Consider the following 18,913-nt stretch of genomic DNA (forward strand, 5'->3'; position numbering starts at 1 on the left):
CCATGGACATCACAGCCGAGGTCGAGTGGTCACCGCTGACGGGGAGGGTGTGGACGACGCGCCTGGAGCCCTGCGCGGTGACCTGCGGACTGGTCATCGGCGATGAGCATCTGCTGCTGGTCGACACGGGGTCGACGCCGGATCAGGGCCGCGCACTGGCCTGGGGCGCGGCCCGGGCGCTGGGTCGCCCGGTGGACCGGATCGTGGTGACCCATCATCATGACGACCATGCCGGTGGGCTGGCCGGCGTGCCCGGCGCACAGGCCTGGATGCACCGTGGAGCACTGGCGCACCTGACCGAGCCGCCGGCGGTGGCCCACCCCATCTCACTCATGGCATACCTGGATCTGGGAGGGCTGGGGGCCGAGGTGCTGCACCCCGGCGCCGGTCACACCGACGGCGACCTGATCGTGCGGGTGCCCGGGGAGCAGATCACCTTCACCGGCGACCTCGTGGAGACCTCGGGCGACCCGCAGGCCGACGAGTCCACCGACTTCTGGAACTGGCCTGCCGCGATCGGATCGATGATCACCGCCACCGACGGGAAGGGGCGGTACATCCCCGGCCACGGCGATCCGGTCGACGCCGACGCCGTGATGGCCCAGAACGGGCGGATCTCCCGGTGCGTCGACCAGGTGAAGCAGTCGATGGAGGCCGGGACGCCGGTCGACAAGATCCAGGGTGCTCACGAGTGGCCCTTCGCCCAGGCCACGATCACCGACTGGATTCCCCGGATCGCCGACCAACTGGCCGCCCGGGGAATTACCCGAAAAGGTCTGTTGCCGCTCAGCAGGCGGTGAGACCGCCAGAGGTCACAGACGCCTCAGGGCCCCCGCGACTGCCGAATGGGCCCGCTCGTCGGATGCCACGATCAACGGGTCGCCCGGGATCTCCGTGACACCGAAATCCCGTCCCGACGCGGTCCGCACCACCCCACCGAGTTCACGCACCATCAATGCGCCGGCCAAGTGGTCCCAGGGATGGGAATGCAGGTAGACAGTGGCGTCGACCTCACCTGCACACAGCCGCGGATAATCCACCCCGCAGCACCAGCGCGACCATCCCCACTCCAGCCGCGGCCCCGACGCGGGCTGCGGGGCCTGGTGGAAGGCCTTGTGGGTTGTGACGGCCACCACCGGATCGCCGGAGGGGCCACGGGAGAGGCGCTCGCCGTCGCACCAGGTCCCGGCTCCGGCTTCGGCGAAGTACATGTGACCGCGCCTGGGCTGGAAGATCCAGCCGCGCACCGCCCTGCCGGCGCGCACTTCCGCGACCATCACGGCGTGGTCGTCGGATGCCTTGATGAAATTGCCGGTGCCGTCGATGGGATCGATCACCCAGGCCAGGGGTGCCTCGGGCAGGCCCGACAGGATCGCGGGATCGGCGAAGACCGCCTCCTCCCCCACCGCGACACCGCCTCCACGTGCTACCAGCTCGGCACTCAGAGCCCGTTCCGCCCGCCGGTCGATGTCGGTGACGAGGTCTCCCGGATGAGTCTTCTGGTGGATCTGGGCAGTGCTCAGCGTGCCGAACGCGGGGTCGATGATGCGTTCGGCGACGTCGCGGATGATCTGTGAGACGGCCTCGCCGCTCAATCGGCTCATCCGGCGTCCTCAAGGTGATCCGTGGTGACGAAGTCGATGAGCCGCTCCATCTCGGTGTTGAACCGGGGGTCCAGATCGTGCCAGTCGCGGACCCTCGCCAGCATCGCCTGCCAGGCCTTCCCGACATCGGACTGGTCCTCGTGGGGCAGTCCGAGCCTCTTCAGGGTTCCGAGCTTGAAGTCCTCGTCCATCGGCACCTCCGGCCAGGCCTTGCGGCCGATCCGCTCGGGCCTGATGGCCTGCCACACATCGATGAAGCGGTGGCCGGTGATCATGACGTATTCCCCGTAACCGCCCTTGGCGACCTGGGCGGCGACCCGTGACTCCTTGGTCCCGGCCACCAGATGATCGACGAGCACGCCGAGCCGGTGCCCGGGACCGGGCCTGAACTCTGCGACGATCCCGACCAGATCGTCCATGCCGCCCATGTACTCCACGACGACGCCGACGTGGCGCAGGTCGTCGCCCCAGATCTTCTCGACCAGCTCGGCGTCGTGGCGGCCCTCCACATAGATGCGGCTGGGCAGCGCCACCCGGGCGGCCTCGTGCTCGGGGCTGCTGAGGGATCCCGACGCGGTGTGGGCGCGCTGTGCGGTGCCCTGGCGCGGCGGGATGCACAGGTTGACCGGCTCGCCGTCGATCCAGAATCCCGGACCCACCGGGAAGGCCCGCCTGGCGCCGCGCCGGTCCTCCAGGATCACCACCCCGTTCTCCCAGGCCACCACGGCGCCGACGTAGCCGGTGGAGGGATCCTCCACCACCATGTCGATCTGCAGTGGCACATCGACGCTCTTCTTCTTCCCCTTCTGCTGCCAGCCGGGGCTCAGAACGTCCTTGCTGTAACGATCGGTCATACCCGCAAGCCTATTAGGACGATCAGACAAGCAGCTCGGTGATGATCCGGTCGGCCAGCAGCCGGCCTTCCAGATTCAGCCGGAGCACACCGTCTGTCTCGGTACCGAGCCCGTCGGTGACGACCTTGGCGGCACGGGGAACCTCCTCCTCCCGCAATTCCGCCACAGGAAGCCCGTCGGCCAGCCGCAGCCTCAGCAGCACCGTCTCCTCGTGGCGCTCCTCGGGTCCGAGCACCTCCCCGTCGTCGACCGGCAGCTCGCCGGCGGAGCACAGAGCCGCGTACCGGGCCGGGTGCTTGACGTTCCACCAGCGGGCCTGGCCGACATGTGAGTGGGCGCCCGGCCCGATCCCCCACCAGTCGTCGCCCAGCCAGTAGGCCATGTTGTGCTCGGCCCGGTGCAGGTCCACGACGCCGTCCGGGCCGGTGCCCGGCCGGGCCCAGTTGGACACCTCGTAGTTGACGAAGCCGGCGCCGGTGAGGGTCTCCTCGGCCGCCAGGTACTTGTCGGCCAGGTCGTCCTCGTCGGTCATCGGTACCTCCCCGCGACGAATCCGGGCTGCCAGCCGGGTGCCCTCCTCCACGATGAGGGAGTAGGCGGAGATGTGGTCGGGCTCGGCCTCCAGGGCGGTCTCCAGGCTGCGACGCCAGGACTCTAGGCTCTCCCCCGGGGTGCCGAAGATGAGATCCAGGGAGATGTCGTCGAATCCCCGCTCGCGGGCCAGCCGGGCCATGTCGACGGCACGGCCCGGGGTGTGGACCCGGTCCAGGAGCTTCAGCACTCCCCGGTCGGCGGACTGCATGCCCATCGACAGGCGGTTGACGCCGGCCTCCAGCAGGCCGTCGAGTACCGGCGTCGACAGGGTCTCCGGGTTGGCCTCGGTGGTCACCTCGGCGTCGCCGGTCATCCCCCAGCTGTTCCGGACATGCTCGATGAGCCCCCCGAGCTGGGCGGGGGTCAGCATGGTCGGCGTCCCTCCCCCGAAGAACACGGTGCGCGCCGGACCGAGTGCCGGGAACTGTGCGGAGGCCGTCTCGATCTCGGTATGGGCCGCGTCCAGATAGGTCTGGACGGCGCCGGCCCCCATGGAGCCCAGCACATAGGTGTTGAAGTCGCAGTACCCGCACCGGGCCGCGCAGAACGGCACGTGGATGTACACGCTGAACGGCTGTTCCGCCAGCGGCTGACCGGCGGCGTCCGATGGGTGAAATCTCACAGCGCCAGCCCTAAGCTCATCCTCATGAACCTCTCCCGACGTCATTTCTTCGGGGCCGCCACGGGTCTTGCCGCGGCCGCCGTCCTTTCAGCCTGCGGCTCCAACTCCGGTGGCGTGAGCACCGGATCCAGCTCGAGCGCGGCCGCCTCCGGAGGATCCGGAAAGCTCATCCAGTGGTACCACGAGTACGGCGAGAAGGGCGTCCAGGAGGCGGTGAACCGCTATGCCAAGGCCTACAAGGACGCCTCGGTCACGGTGAAGTGGAATCCGGGCACCGACTACATGAAGCTGCTGGCCACCACCCTCCTGTCGGGCAACGGCATCCCCGACGTCTTCGAGTCCGAGAACGGCGCCACCCTCGACATGATCCAGCAGGGCCAGGTTGTCGATCTCACCGAGGTCATCGGCGACGACAAGGACAAGTTCTCCAAGCCCGTGCTGGACAGGATGACCTACAACGGCAAGATCTGGGCCATCCCGCAGGTCCTCGACATGCAGCTGCTCTACTACCGCAAGTCCGTGCTGGAGAAGGCCAAGGTGGATCCGCCGAAGACCTTCGCCGATCTGGTGAAGGCGGCCAAGGCCGTCAAGACCTCCGACATGGGCGGCTTCTTCGCCGGAAATGACGGCGGCCTGGGCGTGCTGGGCAACTTCCTCATCTGGAGCGCGGGCTTCGAGCAGCTCAACGACGAGGGCACCGACCTGGGCTTCATGGAGTCCAACTTCTTCGACGCGGTCAACGCGTACCGGGACTTCTCCACCTCCGGGGGCCTGCTCACCAGTGCCTCGAAGGACTGGTTCGACGGATCCCCGTTCGTCAACGGGGAGACCGCGATGCAGTGGACCGGCCTGTGGGCCCTGAACGACGTCAAGAAGAAGTGGGGCGACGACTTCGGCGTCCTGCCCTTCCCCGCCTTCGGCGACAAGGGCCGCCAGGCCGTGGTCTTCGGCGCCTACGGTTCCTGCGTGGCCGCCAAGGGGGCCGGCTCCAATGTGGAGGGGGCCAAGAAGTTCAACAAGTGGCTGTGGGTCGACCAGACCGACAAGCAGGTCGACTTCGCCAACTCCTACGGCACCCACATCCCCTCGCGCACCGACCTGGTCTCCAAGGCCTCGCAGATCTCCTCGGGAGCCGGTAAGGAGGCTGCCGAATTCGTCGACAAGATGGGTCACGCCTCCGAGCTGCTGTGGACCTCCACCATCGGCGACGCCTTCAACGCGGCGGTCACCAACGTCGTCAAGAAGAAGGCCGATGCCAAGAAGGAGTTCGCCTCGGTGCAGAAGACCGCCCGGAGCGAGCTGAAGCGCATCAAGAAGTGAGTACGCCGGCAGACCTCACCGGGAGCGGTGACGGGCGCTCTGTCTGGCAACGGATCCGCGGCCGTCAGGGGCGCAATCTGTGGTTCGCGGTGTTCGTCACGCCGTTCCTGGTGGGGCTGCTGGTCTTCGTCTACATCCCGATCGTCTGGAGCGCCTACCTGTCGTTCTTCGACGCCCGGGCGACCATCAGGCCGACGAGATTCGTCGGCCTGGCCAATTATGAGTACCTGCTGGGCGATCAGCTGTTCCGCGACTCGATGCTCACATTCATCGTCTTCGCGGCCGTCATCGTGCCGCTGACCTACGCCTGCTCGCTGGCGCTGGCCCTGATGCTGGACAATGTGGGCCGGTTCCGGGCCTTCTTCCGTTCGGTCTTCTTCATTCCCACCGCCTGTTCGTACGTGGTGGCGGCCATGGTCTGGCGGCTGTCCTTCTTCAACGGGGCCCGGTTCGGGTTCATCAACTCGCTGCTGCGCAGGCTCGGATTCGACGACGTCGACTGGTTGGGCGGGACGAACAACTGGTACTGGGTGGCTCTGGTCACGCTGAGGCTGTGGCTCCAGGTGGGCTACTACATGATCCTGCTCATCGCCGGCCTCAATCAGATCCCCACCGACACCTATGAGGCGGCCGCCATCGACGGCGCCTCGGGCTGGCGCCGGCTGCGGTACGTCACCCTGCCGCAGTTGCGCGCCACCAGCGCGGCGGTGCTCATGCTGCTGCTCATCGGCGCCTTCCAGGCCTTCGACGAGTTCTACAACATGATGTCGACGGCCGGGTCCTACCCGCCCTACGCCCGGCCGCCACTGGTCCACCTCTACATGATCAGCGTCGGCGGCTCCCAGCAGGACCTGGGGCTGGGCGGTGCGGGCACCATGATCCTCACCGCCGTCATCGTCCTCTTCGGGGTGCTGCAGAACTGGTGGGTCACCCGGGCGGATCGGAGCAGGTCATGAGCGAGCAGAACGCCTCGGCACGGATGGTGCGCGGTCGCGGAGGGCGCGCCGCCCACACCCTGAAACTGGTGCTGCTGGCACTCCTTGCGGCGATCTGCCTGCTGCCCTTCTACGTCATCTTCCGCAACGCGTTCACCTCCGACCAGGGATTCGTGTCGCCCCGGTGGAAGTGGCTGCCCGACAATCTGAGCCCCGACGTCATCAGCGCGCTGTTCACCGACTCCGACCTGGGGCTGCTATCGGCCATGGGCCATTCGGCGATCCAGTCGATCGGCCAGACGGCGCTCACGGTGATCGTGAGCTTCATGGCCGGCTACGGTCTCGCACGGTTCAGCAACAGGGCTGCCGGGGTGATCCTCAAGCTCACCGTGCTGACCCTGATGGTGCCCACCGCGGTGACCTTCGTGCCGAGCTTCATCATGACCAGCCAGTTCGGTTGGATCGACTCCTACCGCGGCCTCATCATCCCCGTGATGTTCTCGGCCTTCGCCACCTACCTGTTCCGCCAGTCCCTGCTCAGCTTCCCCCGTGAGCTGGAGGAGGCGGCCGAGCTCGACGGGGCCAATCCGTGGACGGTGATGTGGCGGGTGGTGCTGCCGAACTCCATGGGAATCGTGGCGGCGGTCTCCACCATCACCTTCATCGGCGCCTGGAACGCCTTCCTGTGGCCGCTGCTGGTCGCCCGCGACAGCACCCGCACCGTCCAGCTGACGCTGAGCCGATTCATGACCAGCCAGGGGGTCGACTACGCCCAGCTGTTCGCCGGGGCACTGGTGGCGATCATCCCGGTGGTCCTGGTCTTCCTGTTCCTGCAGCGCTACCTCGTCCAGGGGATGACGACCTCGGGTCTGGACTGACGGTCCCTGTCCCCGGAGAAGGGCGCCGACACGGCGCTGCTGGCCTTCGCGCAGTTCCATCAGACAGATCCGGACGCCACTCTTCATGTTGTCGGCACCGGACCCGACAAACCGCTGCTGAAGCGGATGGCCTCGGAACTCCGTCTGACCTCGGCGACGCGGTTCTACGGGAGCGTCTCCGGAGCACTGCATCGGCGGGCCGGGGCGGCGAGTCCGGTGGTGATGGAGGCGATGGCCAGCGGGATTCCCTCATCGCCTCGGTTCGCCGGCCCCCGAAACCCGCTTCCGGCTCAGTCCAGCCCGGCGTCCAGCCTCTGGCTGCGCTCCCGGGCCCGGACATGCCGGGCGCTGGTGAGCAGCCCCGCGAGGGTGAGCAGACCGCCGACCGCCACGTAGACCGAGACCCCCGACGAGTCGCCGAAGTATCGCAGCAGGGCGGTGGCGATGGAGGGCGACAGGCCGCCTCCGAGCACCGCTCCCAGGTTGTAGGAGAAGGCGACCCCCGAGTACCGGTGCTCGGGCCTGAACAGGTTCACGTAGTAGGCGGCCATCGGCCCGAAGACGAAGCTGAGCCCCACATAGGCGCCAATGACGGCCAGGTAGAGGGCGGGCACCGAACCGGTGTTGACGAGCCAGAAGTAGGGAAAGGCCCAGATCACCTGGAACAGGGCGCCGATACCCATGATCCGCACCAGCCCGAACCTGTCGGCGAGCCGGCCGGCCACGAAGACGGCGATGAGCATGCCTCCCGAACCCGCCAGGCCCGACAGCAGGACGTCGCCCTGGGCGAAGCCGATGGTCTTGGCGGCGTAGGAGGTGGTGAAGGAGTTGACGATGAAGATGAACTGGTTGAAGCCCAGATTCACCAGGATGCCGGCGATCAGGAAGGGCAGGGAGTGGGCGAAGACCCCGGCCAGCGGGACCTTCTTCGTCCGCGACTCCGCCTGCATCGTCTGGAATTCCGGGCTCTCGCTCATCCCGATCCGCACCCACAGGCCGATGCCGATGAGGACGGCCGAGGCCAGGAAGGGGATCCTCCAGCCCCACTGGGCGAAGGCGTCGCCGGTGGTCAGGGCGACGATCTGGAAGGCGCCGATGCCCAGCAGGCTGCCGATCGGCGAACCCGCCGTCACCGCGGCCCCGAGAACCGCCTTGCGACCGGCCGGGGCGTGCTCGGTGACCATGATGAAGGCCCCGCTCTGCTCGCCGCCCATGAAGACGCCCTGGAGGACCCGCAGGCTCACCAGCAGCACCGGAGCCCATGCGCCGACGGTGCCGTAGGTCGGCAACAGGCCCATGCAGACGGTGCAGGAACCGGTGGCCAGCAACGTGATGACGAGCATGGTCTTGCGTGAGACCCGGTCGCCGAAGTGGCCGAAGATGATGCCGCCCAGAGGCCGGGAGACGAACCCGGCGCCGAAGGCCATGAAGGACTGCAGGGAACCCATCAGCGGATCCGACTGCGGAAAGAACAGATGGGGGAAGACGAGGCCGGAGGCCAGTCCGAAGATGAGGAAGTCGTAGAGCTCGATACCGGTGCCGAAGGCCCCGGCCAGTGCGATCCTGCGCATCTCGCGCGGAGGAGTCGGCCTCGACTGTGAGACCTGCTCCGACGCCAGTGTGGTCATGTGGGTTCTCCTTGATGGGTCCGACCGCCACAGTGTGCCGGATCGCCGTCACAGTGTGGATTCGCGTCTCACATCCCAATCCTCTGCTCACCGCCCTCGGAGCAGATGCGGAGCGGCTGCGATCACTGCCTGAACCCCTGCTCTTGACATTGACTGAACTCACGTTCAACATATTGAACGTGAGTTCAAACACTGCTGATCTCCTGCCCCGGGCGCGCATCCGCCTGGCGGCTCTGGAATTGTTCGGTCAGCAGGGCTTCGACAGGACGACGATCCGCCAGATCGCCTCACGCGCCGGCGTCTCCCCCGGACTTGTCATTCACCACTTCGGCAGCAAGAAGGAGCTCAAGGAGGCCTGCGACGCCCACGCGCTGGAGGTCTTCAGGCAGAAGAGCGTCTACCTGCAGGAGTCCGGGCCGATGCCCAGCCTGCAGTCCTTCCTGGATGACAACCCGGAGCTCTGGACGGTGGCCAACTACCTCGTGCAGGAACTGCGGGCAGGCGGCGAGACGGCCCAGCAGGCCTACGACCTGTTCTGCTCCTACAGCGAGGAGATGGTCACCCGCGCCGCGGACGCCGGGATGCTCGTCCTGCCCGAGGACAGACAGGCCGCCATCGCACTGATGACGACCTGGAGCATCGGCGTCCTGGTGCTCGGCGACCTGTTCGCCCGCCGCCTCGGCGGCGAGCGCCTCGACGACCCGGAGGTGATGCGGCGGTACAGCTCGGTGGTCATCGAACTCCTGAGCACCGGCGTCTTCACCGAGTCCTACGCCTCCCTGCTGCGAAGTGTCATCCACCCCACGACAGGATGACCGGCTAAGGAGTCGGAATGAACGACAACGTCATCGAGATCCACGATCTCGTCAAGACATTCGGAAAGGTCCGGGCCCTCGACGGGCTCGAACTCACGGTGCCCCAGGGCGGCGTGAGAGGCTTCCTCGGACCCAACGGGGCCGGAAAGTCCACCACCATCAGGGTGCTGCTCGGGCTGCTGCGGGCCGACTCCGGCTCCGTCCGGCTGCTGGGCGGCGACCCGTGGTCGCAGGCCGCCCGGCTTCACCGCCGGCTGGCCTACGTGCCCGGCGAGGTGGACCTGTGGCCCAACCTCACCGGCGGGCAGACCATCGATCTGCTCGGACGCTCCCGGGGAGGCCTGGACCGGGCCCGTCGCGACGAGCTCATCGAGCGATTCGAACTCGATCCGCGCCGCAAGGCCCGTGCCTACTCCAAGGGCAACCGTCAGAAGGTCGCCCTCATCGCCGCCCTGTCCGGCGACGCGGAACTGCTGCTCCTCGACGAACCGACCTCCGGCCTGGACCCGCTCATGGAGCACGTCTTCACCGAGGTGATCCGCGAGCAGGTCCGGCGCGGTCGCACGGTGCTGCTGTCCAGCCACATCCTGTCGGAGGTCGAGGAGCTGTGCGACTCGGTCTCCATCATCAAGACCGGACGAATCGTCGAGACCGGCACCATGGCGCAGCTGCAGCGCCTCCACCGGCTCGATGTCGCCGCGGAGGTGGACCGGGCGCCGATCGGACTGGAGAACATCGACGGGGTCCACGACGTCGTCATCGACCGGACGACCGTGCGCGCCCACGTCGAGACCACCGGCCTGCCCGCACTGCTGGCCGAGCTCACCCGGTGCGGGGTGCGCTCGCTCACCTCGACCCCGCCCAGCCTCGAGGAGCTCTTCCTGCGCCACTACGGCGGCACGGGGCAGGACTCCGCAGAGCAGCAGGATTCTGCACGACGCCGCGGCGCGCGCCACGCACTGCCCGAGAAGGCGACACGATGAGCACCCTCATCGGCACCGGCACCTCGCTGCGCGCCGGCCTGCGACGCGACCGCGTCTTCTGGATCTGCTGGGTCGTCCTGCTGGCCTCCTTGCCACCGCTCAACGCCGTCAAGTACGACGATCTGGTGCCGGCCGGCACCGATCCCCGTACGGCGCTGGGGCCGCTGGTCGCCAACCCGTCGATGCAGGCCCTGCTCGGCCCCGCCTTCAACCCGTGGACGAAGGGCGGGTTCACCTTCTGGCGGGTCGGCGGGTTCACGGCGATGTTCGCCGGGATGATGACCGGCTTCGCCATCGTCCGCGCCACCCGCGCCGAGGAGGAGAACGGACGGCTCGAACTGGTGCGGGCCGGGGCCATCGGCCGCCATGCGCCGCTGATGTCCGGACTGCTGGAATCGGCACTCGGCTCCCTGGCCGCCGGACTCGCCACCGCCCTGGTGTGCATCGCCACCGGGCTGGGGCTGCGCGGTTCGTGGGCCGGAGGGCTCGCCGTGGCGGCCTGCGGGCTGGTGATGGCCGGCTTCGGAGCCGTGCTGTCGCAGGTCTTCGAGACCGCCCGCAGCGCCCGCGCCTGGACTCTCGGTGTCGTCTTCGGCGGCATGTTCCTGCTGCGCATGATGATCGACGGGGCCGGCGAGGCCCATGCCGGACTGCGATGGGCGGTACCGCTGGAGTGGGGGCTGCTCATCCGGCCGTGGGCCGGCGAGCGCTGGTGGGCGGCGCTGCTGCCCGTCGGGCTGTTCGTCATGCTTGCCGGGCTGGCACTGAGACTGGAGTCGGTCCGCGACCACGGCGCCGGACTGCGATCGGCACGGCCGGGTCCGGCCCGTGCCGCCGGCTATCTCGGCGGCCCCCTCGGTCTGTCCTGGCGGCTTCAGCGCAATGGGTTGGCAGGCTGGGCCGTCGGCCTGCTGGTGGCGGCCGCGGGAACCGGGTCGATCATCGCCCAGACGGGCACCTCGCTGGCCGGCAACGCCGACCTGTCGAGCTATCTGGAGCACATCGGAGGATCCGACGACTTCATGGTGTCCTTCTTCGTCACCATGCTCGGCATCCTCTCCGGTGTGGCCGCCGTCATGGTGGTATCCGTCATCGGACGCCTCCACTCCGAGGAGGCGCGCGGCCGGATCGAACCACTTCTCGCCGCCTCGACGACTCGCTGGCGGGTGGTCGGCTCCCATCTGCTGTGGGCGGTGCTCGCACCGCTCGCCGTGATGACCGGAGTCGGCGCCCTGCTGGCCGTGCCGCGCGCCCGATCCGCCTCGGACTGGGCTCTGGTCGGTCAGTACGTCCGCTCTGCAACGGCACTGTCCCCCGGTCTGCTGCTCGTCTGCGGAGTCGCGCTGCTGCTGGTGGGATGGTGGCCGCGGCTGTTCGGGCTGGCCTGGGCGGTCATCGGCTGGACCCTGTTCACCACCTGGTTCTCGGCGATCATCAGCCTGCCCGGCTGGATGGTGAAACTCCAGCCCTGGGGGTATCTGTCCCATCTGCCCCGCGACACCATGAGCTGGACGCCGTTCCTCGTCGAGACGGGGATCGCGGCAGCTCTTGTCGCCCTCGGCCTGGCCGGATACCGGCGGCGCGACATTCCCGCCTGAGGACAGCATTCCCGCCTGAGGACGCAGCGGCGCCCGGTCACCTGGAGGTGACCGGGCACCGTCGACTCTCAGTCGTTCTCCAGGGTGGACAGGTCCCCCTCGTCCTGGCCCAGCGCCCGGGCCCTCAGCACCCGGCGCATGATCTTGCCCGAGCGGGTCTTGGGCAACTTGTCGACGAACTCGACGGCCTCGGGCTTGGCGATCGGCGACAGATGCTCCGAGACGTGGGAGCGGATGTCGCCGACCAGCTCCCTGGATCCCTCATAGCCGTTGGCCAGCACCGCCACGACGTGGATCGCATTGCCCTTGACCTCGTGCGGCAGGCCGATCGCCGCGCACTCTGCGACCGCCGGGTGCGAGTTCACCGCGGCCTCCACCTCGGCGGTGCCGATGCGATGGCCCGAGACCTTGATGACGTCGTCGGTGCGACCGATGATCCACACATAGCCGTCCTCGTCGACGCGCGCCGAGTCCCCGGTGAGGTAGTACCCCGGGTACTTCGACCAGTAGGTCTCCACATAGCGCTCCGGCTCCTTGAACAGGGTCCGCAGCATCGAGGGCCACGGATTCTTCAGCACCAGGAAGCCGTCGGTGCCCGGCGGCACCTCATGGCCCTCCTCGTCGAGTACGGCCACCGCCTGACCGGGGATCGGCTTGCCGGCCGAGCCGGGTTTCTTGGGCATCGCGGGCAGGCTCGTCACCTGCATCGCGCCGGTCTCGGTCTGCCACCAGTTGTCGATGACCGCGCACCGCCGTTGCCCGACGACGTCATGGAACCAGCGCCAGGCCTCCGGGTTGAGCGGCTCCCCGGCGCTCACCAGGATTCGTAGGCTCGAGGTGTCATGCTTGGTGACCCAGGCGTCCCCGAAGCGCATCAGGGTACGGATCGCCGTGGGAGCGGTGAACATGCCGTTGATGCCGTAGCGCTCCACCAACTGCCACCAGACGTCCGGATACGGGTAGACCGGGCTGCCCTCCGCCATGAAGGCGGTGGCGCCCCGGATCAGCGGTGCGTAGATGACGTAGGAGGTGCCGGTGATCCAGCCCGGATCGGCGGTACACCACCACCGGTCCGCCTCGTGGATGTCCAGACAGTTCTTCATCGTCGAGGACAGGTGCACCTGATAGCCGCCGTGGGTGTGCACGGCCGCCTTCGGCTTGCCGGTCGATCCCGAGGTGTAGAGGATGAACAGCGGATCCTCGGCGTCGACCTGCACCGTCTCGCAGTGGCCCTGGGCGATCGGCAGCCGGGCGAGTTCGTGGTACCAGTGGTCACGGGTGGGATCCATCGTCACCTCGGTGCCGGTGTTGCGCACCACGATGACGTTCTCGACGCTCGGGGAGAACTTCACCGCGTCGTCGACGATCTGCTTCATCGGGAACACCGAACCGTTGATCCACGACCCGTCGACGGTGATCACCAACTTCGACTCCGAGTCGTCGATGCGGGCGTTGAGGGCCTCCGAGGAATATCCGGCGAAGACCACCGAGTGGATCGCACCGATCTTGGCACAGGCCAGCATCGCGAAGTAGATCTCCGGGATTCGCGGCAGGTAGATGGTGACGACGTCGCCCTTCTCCACACCCATCGAGCGCAGGATGTTGGCCATCTGCTCGACCTCGCGGTTGAGCGAGAAGTAGGAGAAGGTCCGCACCTTCGAGGTGTCCTCCCCCACCCAGATGAGCGCCAGCTTGTTGCGCCGAGCGGTGGTCAGATGACGGTCGACGGCGTTGGTGACGATATTGGTCCTGGCCCCGGTGAACCAGTGGTAGAAGGGGGCCTGTGAGTCGTCGAGCACCTTCTCCCAGGGCTTCGACCATTCGAGTTCGGCGGCCTCCTGCTCCCAGAAGGCGACCGGGTCGGCACCCGCGGTGGCCAGCAGTCCCTCCCAGTCCTGGACATTGGCCTCGTCCAGCACCTCCTGGGGCGGGCGGATCAGGGCGTTGTCATCGGTCATGCGTCCTCCTCGTTGCGAATGCGTGATAGCTGATGAGCGGATCGGCCGGACGAGCCGGCCGGGAACCGGTGGTCACTCGTTCTCCAGAGTCGACAGGTCGCCCTCGTCCTGGCCCAGCGCCCGGGCCCTCAGGACGCGGCGCATGATCTTGCCCGACCGGGTCTTGGGCAGCTTCTCGGGGAAGTCGAAGCCGTCGGGCTTTGCGATCGGCGAAAGGGTCTCGGCGACGTGCTGTCGCAGCGACTCCTCGAGCTCCTTGCTGGGCTCGTAGCCCTGGTTGAGGATCACCGCGCAGTGGATCGCATTGCCCTTCACCTCGTGGGGCAGGCCGATCGCGGCGGCCTCCGCGACAGCCGGGTGGGAGGCCAGGGCCGACTCCACCTCCGCGGTGCCGAGCCGGTGCCCGGACACCTTGATGACGTCATCGGTGCGCCCGATCACCCAGATGTAGCCGTCCTCGTCGCGTTTGGCGGCGTCCCCGGTGAGGTAGACCCCCGGGTACTTCTCCCAGTAGGTGCTGACATAGCGGTCGGGGTCCTTGTAGAGCGTGCGCATCATGGCCGGCCAGGGGTTCTTCAGCACCAGGAAGCCCTCGGTGCCGTCCGGCACCTCGTGGCCCGCCTCGTCGAGGATGGCGGCCTCCTGACCGAAGACCGGCCGGCCCGCCGATCCGGGTTTCTGGGGCATGGTCGGCACGGTGGTGATCTGGAACATCCCGGTCTCGGTCTGCCACCAGGTGTCGATGATCGGGCAGCGGTCCTTGCCCACCACGTGGTGGAACCAGCGCCAGGCCTCGGGATTGATCGGCTCGCCGACCGAGCCGAGCAGCCGCAGGCTCGACAGGTCGTGCCGGTTCACCCAGGCGTCACCGAAGCGCATCAGGGTGCGGATGGCCGTCGGAGCGGTGTAGAGGGCGCTGATCCCGTAGTACTCGACGAGCTGCCAGAAGACGTCGGGGTAGGGATAGGTCGGGCTGCCCTCGGACATGAAGACGGTGGCACCGTTGAGCAGTGGGCCGTAGACCAGGTAGGAGTGGCCGGTGACCCAGCCCGGATCGGCGGTGCACCACCACCGGTCGGACTCCTTGATGTCGAAGGAGTACTTCAGGGTCGTGTAGGTGCCGACCTGATACCCGCCGTGGGTGTGCAGGATGGCCTTCGGCTTCCCGGTGGAACCGGATGTGTAGAGGATGAAGAGGGGATCCTCGGAGTCCACCTGGACGGTCTCGCAGTGGCCCTTGGCGATGGGCAGCTTGATCAGGTCCTCGAACCAGTGGTCGCGCACCGTGTCCATCGAGACGTCGCTGCGGGTGTTGCGCACCACCACGACGTTCTCGACGCTCGGGGAGAACTTCACCGCGTCGTCGACGATGTCCTTGAGCGGGAAGACCTTCCCGTTCACCCAGGAGCCGTCGGCGGTGATCACCAGCTTCGACTCCGAATCGTCGATGCGGGCGTTGAGGGCCTCGGCGGAGTATCCGGCGAAGATCACCGAGTGGATCGCGCCGATCTTGGCGCAGGCCAGCATCGCGAAGACGATCTCGGGTATGCGGGGCAGGTAGATCGTGACGATGTCGCCCTTCTCCACGCCCATGGCCAGCAGGATGTTGGCCCACCGGTCGATCTCGCGGTTGAGCGCGAAATAGGAGAAGGTCCGCACCCTCGAGGTGTCCTCCCCCACCCAGATGAGCGCCAGCTTGTTGCGCCGGGCCGTGCGCAGGTGCCGGTCTACGGCGTTGGTGACGATATTGGTCCTGGCCCCGGTGAACCACTTGTAGAACGGTGCACCGGACTCGTCGAGCACCTTCTCCCAGGGTGCCGACCACTCGAGCTCGTTGGCCCGGGCCTCCCAGTAGGCTCGGGGATCGGCGGTGGCCTCGGCCTCGATGGCCTTCCAGTCCTTCACCCAGGCGTCGTCGATGATCTCGGCGGGCGGTTCGAACACTTCCTGCTGCTCACTCGTCATGGGTCCTCCTTGACCGGCCACGTGGACTTCGCATCATGTGATGTCATCGAGGAAAGCACAGTCGACAGGTGGATGTGAAGTAATTCACAAAAGAAGTTCGCCGACAGCGTGACATCGTCGCCGCGTGTCGGAGTGACGCAGAGATTCAGGGCCCGCTCAGGGGCCGGTGCTCCGAGTGATCGCGCACACTGGACAGTATGAGCGAGCTGCAACCGCGTCGTCGCGGACTTCCCACGACCACGAACCCGGCCGGACGTTCGGCCCTGGTGATGGCCGGCGTGGTCGGCCTGATGTGGCTGCTGGAGGTGATCGACACCATTGCCGGCGGTGCTCTGGACAGTCTCGGCATCCACTCCTGGAGTCTGCAGGGCCTCTGGCAGATCTTCACCGCCCCGTGGCTCCATCACGGCTGGGCCCACCTGGCCGGCAACACGATTCCGCTGCTGGTCCTGGGCTGGCTGGTGCTTGTCGACTCGACCCGCACCTGGGTGGCGTCCGGACTGGTCATCACGGTGTGCTCCGGTCTTGCCGCCTGGCTGGGGTCCGGGCCCGGGACAGTCACCCTCGGCGCCTCGGGAATCATCTTCGGCTGGCTGACCTTCCTGCTGGTCAAGGGAGTGTTCACCCGCAGCATCGGCGACGTCGTGCTCGCAGTCATCGTCTTTCTCGTCTACGGAGGAGTGCTGTGGGGCATCCTGCCCGGCGCCACCGGCATCTCCTGGCAGGGACACCTCGGAGGCGCGATCGGCGGCGTGCTGGCCGCATGGCTGCTGACCCGCCGCGAACGCGAGCAGCGCAGGTCCCGCAGACAGGCCCTCGCCGAACGGCCGGCCGGGGCGAGCTGGTGATAGCTTCGCGGGCGTGAGCAGCCTGCCCTTCGTCTCAGACACCTTCGATCCGGATCGCTGGCGCGACGCCGATCTGCCCGGCAGCCCCCTGACCGACATGACCTACCACCGGCTCATCTCCCGGGGAGCCGACGACGGCGTCCCCGCCGATGAGGAACTTCCGGTGGTGCGCATCGCCTTCGACCGGCCCGCGATCCGTAACGCATTCCGGCCCCACACCGTCGACGAGCTCTACCGGACCCTGGACCACGCTCGGTGCTCGGCCGATGTGGCTGCGGTCATCCTCACCGGCAACGGTCCCTCGCCCCGTGACGGCGGGTACTCCTTCTGCTCCGGGGGGGACCAGCGGATCCGGGGAGCGGCGGGGTACCAGTACGAGACCGACGAGGCCGCCGGCGACGAGGCGCTGCCCACCGACGCCCGCCACAAGCGACTCGCCGCGGGACGGCTGGGACGCCTCCACATCCTGGAGGTGCAGAGGCTGATGCGCGCCACCCCCAAGCCGATCATCGCGGCGATCCCCGGCTGGACCACCGGTGGCGGCCATTCCCTCATGGTGGTCGCCGACCTGGCCGTCGCCAGCCGCGAGCACGCCCGGTTCAAACAGGTCGACGCCAACGTCGGCTCCTTCGACGCCGGTTACGGATCGGCGCTGCTGGCCCGCCAGATCGGCGACAAGAGGGCCCGCGAGGTCTTCTTCCTGGCAGACACCTACGACGCCGAGCAGGCCGAGCGCTGGGGGGTGGTCAACCGGGCGGTCGGCCACGCCGACCTGGAGACCACCGCGATCGAGATGGGCCTGTCGGTGGCCCGACGCTCCCCCCAGGCGATCCGGATGCTCAAGTACGCCTTCAACATGGTCGACGACGGCATCGCGGGCCAGCAGGCCTTCGCCGGGGAGGCCACCCGGCTGGCCTATATGACCGAGGAGGCCCAGGAGGGGCGCGACGCCTTCCTGGAGCACCGGTCCCCCGACTGGTCGTCCTTCCCCTACTACTACTGATCGGCCTGAGATGGTGAATCCACTGTCCAACGCCCGCGTGGTGCGGGTGGAGCGCTCCGACGAGGACGTCGCCTGGCTGATGGGACGCCTCGACGTCCTGTTCTCGGGCTCCACGACCTCGGTTCTGGTACCGGTCGGAGGCGACGAGATGCCCCCTGCCGTGGTGACCGACGTCGAGAAGAGGGCGGTCCGCGACCTGGACGACGTCCGGCTCATTGTGCGGACCTCCGGCTCGACCACCGGCCACGGCCGGATGGTCGGCCTGTCGGCCGACCAGCTGCGGGCCTCGATCCACGCCACCGACGAGCGGACCGGAGGGCCGGGAACCTGGGTGCTGGCGCTGCCTCCCCATCACATCGCGGGACTCCAGGTGGTGGCCCGCTCCGTCCTGGCCGGCACCACCCCGCAGGTCCTCGCCGGCTCATTCTCCGCCGGTGACCTCGCCGACGGCATCGAGTCGGCGCTCACCCGCGACGATCGGGTGCATGTGTCTGTGGTGCCCACCCAGCTGGTCGACGCCCTGGCCGATCCTCGCGCCGCTGAGGCCCTGACCGGCTGCACATCGGTTCTGGTCGGAGGTGCCGCCGCCGACCCGGCACTGATCGACCGCGCCCGGGCCGCGTCGGTCCCGGTGCTGCTCACCTACGGGATGAGCGAGACCTGCGGGGGCTGCGTCTACGACGGTGTTCCCCTGGCGGGGACGCGGATCGCCGTCGGGGAAGGACCGGGTTCGACGGAGACGTCGGGCAGGGTGTGGCTCGGCGGGCCGATGGTCATGAGCGGCTATCTGGACGGCGACCTCGGGATCACCGTCGAGGACGGGATCCGCTGGCTGGCCACCAGCGACCTCGGTCACCGGGAGGGAGACCGGCTGGTCGTCGACGGGCGGATCGACGACGTCATCATCACCGGCGGGCTCAAGGTCAACGCCTCGCAGGTGGCTGCCGCGGTGCGCGCCACCGAAATGGTCGAGCAGGCCACCGTGGTCGGGCTGGAGGATTCGCGCTGGGGCCGGGTGGTCACGGCGGTCGTCGTGCCCTCGGCCTCCTGGAGCGACGCTTCGGCCCTTCGCGAGGCGGTGGCCGAACAGCTGCCGCGCACCCATGCGCCGCGCGTCGTCGTCACGGTTGGTGCGGTGCCGATGCTCGCCTCCGGCAAGGTGGACCGGGTCGCCGCCGTTCGAGCCGCCCGGCAGGCGCGAGACACGGGCTCGGCCTGGTGCCGTGACTGAACCGACGCCCGCTCCGGCCCTCCCGGCACGGACCTCCCGCGCGACCGCCATAGAATCGGGGATCGTGCCCGTTCCTG

Annotated in this window: 16 protein-coding genes and 1 pseudogene; 11 read left to right on the plus strand and 6 right to left on the minus strand. The window is 68.1% G+C overall.

Features of this window, described 5'->3' with window-relative positions; all coding sequences use genetic code 11:
- Positions 1-2 precede the first annotated feature (2 nt).
- Positions 3-620: pseudogene (locus tag JS278_RS09665) on the plus strand (MBL fold metallo-hydrolase); the annotation flags it as partial.
- 192 nt (positions 621-812) lie between these two features.
- On the opposite strand, the gene JS278_RS09670 reads toward JS278_RS09665, so the two are convergent.
- The 3 genes from JS278_RS09670 to hemW are packed head-to-tail and all read right to left on the minus strand — an operon-like array spanning position 813 to position 3,674.
- Entirely contained in the window at positions 813-1,604 is a 792-nt protein-coding gene (locus tag JS278_RS09670; protein WP_114044988.1) for an inositol monophosphatase family protein, read from the minus strand.
- The gene (locus JS278_RS09675) at positions 1,601-2,458 is read right to left on the minus strand and encodes a DUF3097 domain-containing protein (RefSeq protein WP_181833692.1); all 858 of its coding nucleotides are present in this window, start codon (positions 2,456-2,458) and stop codon (positions 1,601-1,603) included. Before JS278_RS09675 ends, JS278_RS09670 begins: the two co-directional genes overlap by 4 nt.
- Before the next feature lie 22 nt (positions 2,459-2,480).
- Positions 2,481-3,674 (minus strand): radical SAM family heme chaperone HemW, encoded by a 1,194-nt coding sequence (hemW, locus tag JS278_RS09680; RefSeq protein ID WP_245935075.1) that lies wholly within the window; start codon positions 3,672-3,674, stop codon positions 2,481-2,483.
- 24 nt (positions 3,675-3,698) lie between these two features.
- On the opposite strand from hemW, the gene JS278_RS09685 reads away from it, so the two are divergent.
- Genes JS278_RS09685 through JS278_RS16785 form a run of 4 tightly spaced genes read left to right on the plus strand, consistent with a single transcriptional unit; the run spans position 3,699 to position 7,203 of the window.
- Positions 3,699-4,994, plus strand: a complete 1,296-nt coding sequence (locus JS278_RS09685; RefSeq protein ID WP_114044991.1) for an ABC transporter substrate-binding protein — start codon at positions 3,699-3,701, stop codon at positions 4,992-4,994.
- Positions 4,991-5,950, plus strand: a complete 960-nt coding sequence (locus tag JS278_RS09690) for a carbohydrate ABC transporter permease (RefSeq protein ID WP_114044992.1) — start codon at positions 4,991-4,993, stop codon at positions 5,948-5,950. Before JS278_RS09685 ends, JS278_RS09690 begins: the two co-directional genes overlap by 4 nt.
- Complete coding sequence (locus JS278_RS09695; protein WP_114046245.1) at positions 5,947-6,807, plus strand: carbohydrate ABC transporter permease; 861 nt, start codon at positions 5,947-5,949, stop codon at positions 6,805-6,807. Before JS278_RS09690 ends, JS278_RS09695 begins: the two co-directional genes overlap by 4 nt.
- 39 nt (positions 6,808-6,846) lie before the next feature.
- A complete protein-coding gene (locus tag JS278_RS16785; RefSeq protein ID WP_425451504.1) occupies positions 6,847-7,203 on the plus strand; it encodes a hypothetical protein in 357 nt (118 codons plus the stop codon).
- On the opposite strand, the gene JS278_RS09705 is transcribed toward JS278_RS16785, so the two are convergent.
- The gene (locus JS278_RS09705; protein ID WP_114044994.1) at positions 7,098-8,435 is read right to left on the minus strand and encodes an MFS transporter; all 1,338 of its coding nucleotides are present in this window, start codon (positions 8,433-8,435) and stop codon (positions 7,098-7,100) included. The two genes, JS278_RS16785 and JS278_RS09705, sit on opposite strands and share 106 nt — an antisense overlap.
- A gap of 179 nt (positions 8,436-8,614) precedes the next feature.
- Here JS278_RS09705 and JS278_RS09710 point away from each other — a divergent pair, with 179 nt between their 5' ends.
- From JS278_RS09710 to JS278_RS09720, 3 genes are read left to right on the plus strand one after another with little or no spacing between them, the layout of a single operon-like run.
- Entirely contained in the window at positions 8,615-9,250 is a 636-nt protein-coding gene (locus tag JS278_RS09710) for a TetR/AcrR family transcriptional regulator (RefSeq protein WP_181833693.1), read from the plus strand.
- Positions 9,251-9,267: 17 nt separating this feature from the next.
- Positions 9,268-10,233 (plus strand): ABC transporter ATP-binding protein, encoded by a 966-nt coding sequence (locus tag JS278_RS09715; protein ID WP_114044996.1) that lies wholly within the window; start codon positions 9,268-9,270, stop codon positions 10,231-10,233.
- Entirely contained in the window at positions 10,230-11,831 is a 1,602-nt protein-coding gene (locus JS278_RS09720; protein ID WP_114044997.1) for an ABC transporter permease, read from the plus strand. Before JS278_RS09715 ends, JS278_RS09720 begins: the two co-directional genes overlap by 4 nt.
- Before the next feature lie 68 nt (positions 11,832-11,899).
- On the opposite strand, the gene acs (JS278_RS09725) is transcribed toward JS278_RS09720, so the two are convergent.
- Together acs (JS278_RS09725) and acs (JS278_RS09730) are read right to left on the minus strand one after the other, a co-directional pair.
- Positions 11,900-13,789 (minus strand): acetate--CoA ligase, encoded by a 1,890-nt coding sequence (acs, locus tag JS278_RS09725; protein ID WP_114044998.1) that lies wholly within the window; start codon positions 13,787-13,789, stop codon positions 11,900-11,902.
- A gap of 72 nt (positions 13,790-13,861) precedes the next feature.
- On the minus strand, positions 13,862-15,754 hold the full coding sequence (gene acs / locus JS278_RS09730) for an acetate--CoA ligase (RefSeq protein WP_114044999.1): 1,893 nt from the start codon (positions 15,752-15,754) through the stop codon (positions 13,862-13,864).
- A 269-nt stretch (positions 15,755-16,023) separates the two neighbouring features.
- On the opposite strand from acs (JS278_RS09730), the gene JS278_RS09735 reads away from it, so the two are divergent.
- The 3 genes from JS278_RS09735 (at position 16,024) to JS278_RS09745 (ending at position 18,836) form a co-directional block, all read left to right on the plus strand.
- Positions 16,024-16,602 carry a rhomboid family intramembrane serine protease gene (locus tag JS278_RS09735; protein WP_114046246.1) on the plus strand — a complete coding sequence of 193 codons (579 nt, stop codon included), beginning with the start codon at positions 16,024-16,026 and terminating at the stop codon, positions 16,600-16,602.
- A 73-nt stretch (positions 16,603-16,675) separates the two neighbouring features.
- Positions 16,676-17,605 (plus strand): 1,4-dihydroxy-2-naphthoyl-CoA synthase, encoded by a 930-nt coding sequence (locus tag JS278_RS09740; RefSeq protein ID WP_245935306.1) that lies wholly within the window; start codon positions 16,676-16,678, stop codon positions 17,603-17,605.
- A 10-nt stretch (positions 17,606-17,615) separates the two neighbouring features.
- The gene (locus JS278_RS09745; RefSeq protein WP_114045001.1) at positions 17,616-18,836 is read left to right on the plus strand and encodes an AMP-binding protein; all 1,221 of its coding nucleotides are present in this window, start codon (positions 17,616-17,618) and stop codon (positions 18,834-18,836) included.
- The last annotated feature ends 77 nt before the right edge of the window (positions 18,837-18,913 follow it).

It is taken from the genome of Acidipropionibacterium virtanenii, from assembly GCF_003325455.1.
Lineage (GTDB): Bacteria > Actinomycetota > Actinomycetes > Propionibacteriales > Propionibacteriaceae > Acidipropionibacterium > Acidipropionibacterium virtanenii.

Coding starts and splice junctions, on each gene's coding strand:
- JS278_RS09670 (WP_114044988.1), bottom strand. CDS start 1,604: ATGAGCCGATTGAGCGGCGAGGCCGTCTCACAGATCATCCGCGACGTC.
- JS278_RS09675 (WP_181833692.1), bottom strand. CDS start 2,458: ATGACCGATCGTTACAGCAAGGACGTTCTGAGCCCCGGCTGGCAGCAG.
- JS278_RS09685 (WP_114044991.1), top strand. CDS start 3,699: ATGAACCTCTCCCGACGTCATTTCTTCGGGGCCGCCACGGGTCTTGCC.
- JS278_RS09695 (WP_114046245.1), top strand. CDS start 5,947: ATGAGCGAGCAGAACGCCTCGGCACGGATGGTGCGCGGTCGCGGAGGG.
- JS278_RS09705 (WP_114044994.1), bottom strand. CDS start 8,435: ATGACCACACTGGCGTCGGAGCAGGTCTCACAGTCGAGGCCGACTCCT.
- JS278_RS09715 (WP_114044996.1), top strand. CDS start 9,268: ATGAACGACAACGTCATCGAGATCCACGATCTCGTCAAGACATTCGGA.
- JS278_RS09720 (WP_114044997.1), top strand. CDS start 10,230: ATGAGCACCCTCATCGGCACCGGCACCTCGCTGCGCGCCGGCCTGCGA.
- acs (WP_114044998.1), bottom strand. CDS start 13,789: ATGACCGATGACAACGCCCTGATCCGCCCGCCCCAGGAGGTGCTGGAC.
- acs (WP_114044999.1), bottom strand. CDS start 15,754: ATGACGAGTGAGCAGCAGGAAGTGTTCGAACCGCCCGCCGAGATCATC.
- JS278_RS09735 (WP_114046246.1), top strand. CDS start 16,024: ATGGCCGGCGTGGTCGGCCTGATGTGGCTGCTGGAGGTGATCGACACC.
- JS278_RS09745 (WP_114045001.1), top strand. CDS start 17,616: ATGGTGAATCCACTGTCCAACGCCCGCGTGGTGCGGGTGGAGCGCTCC.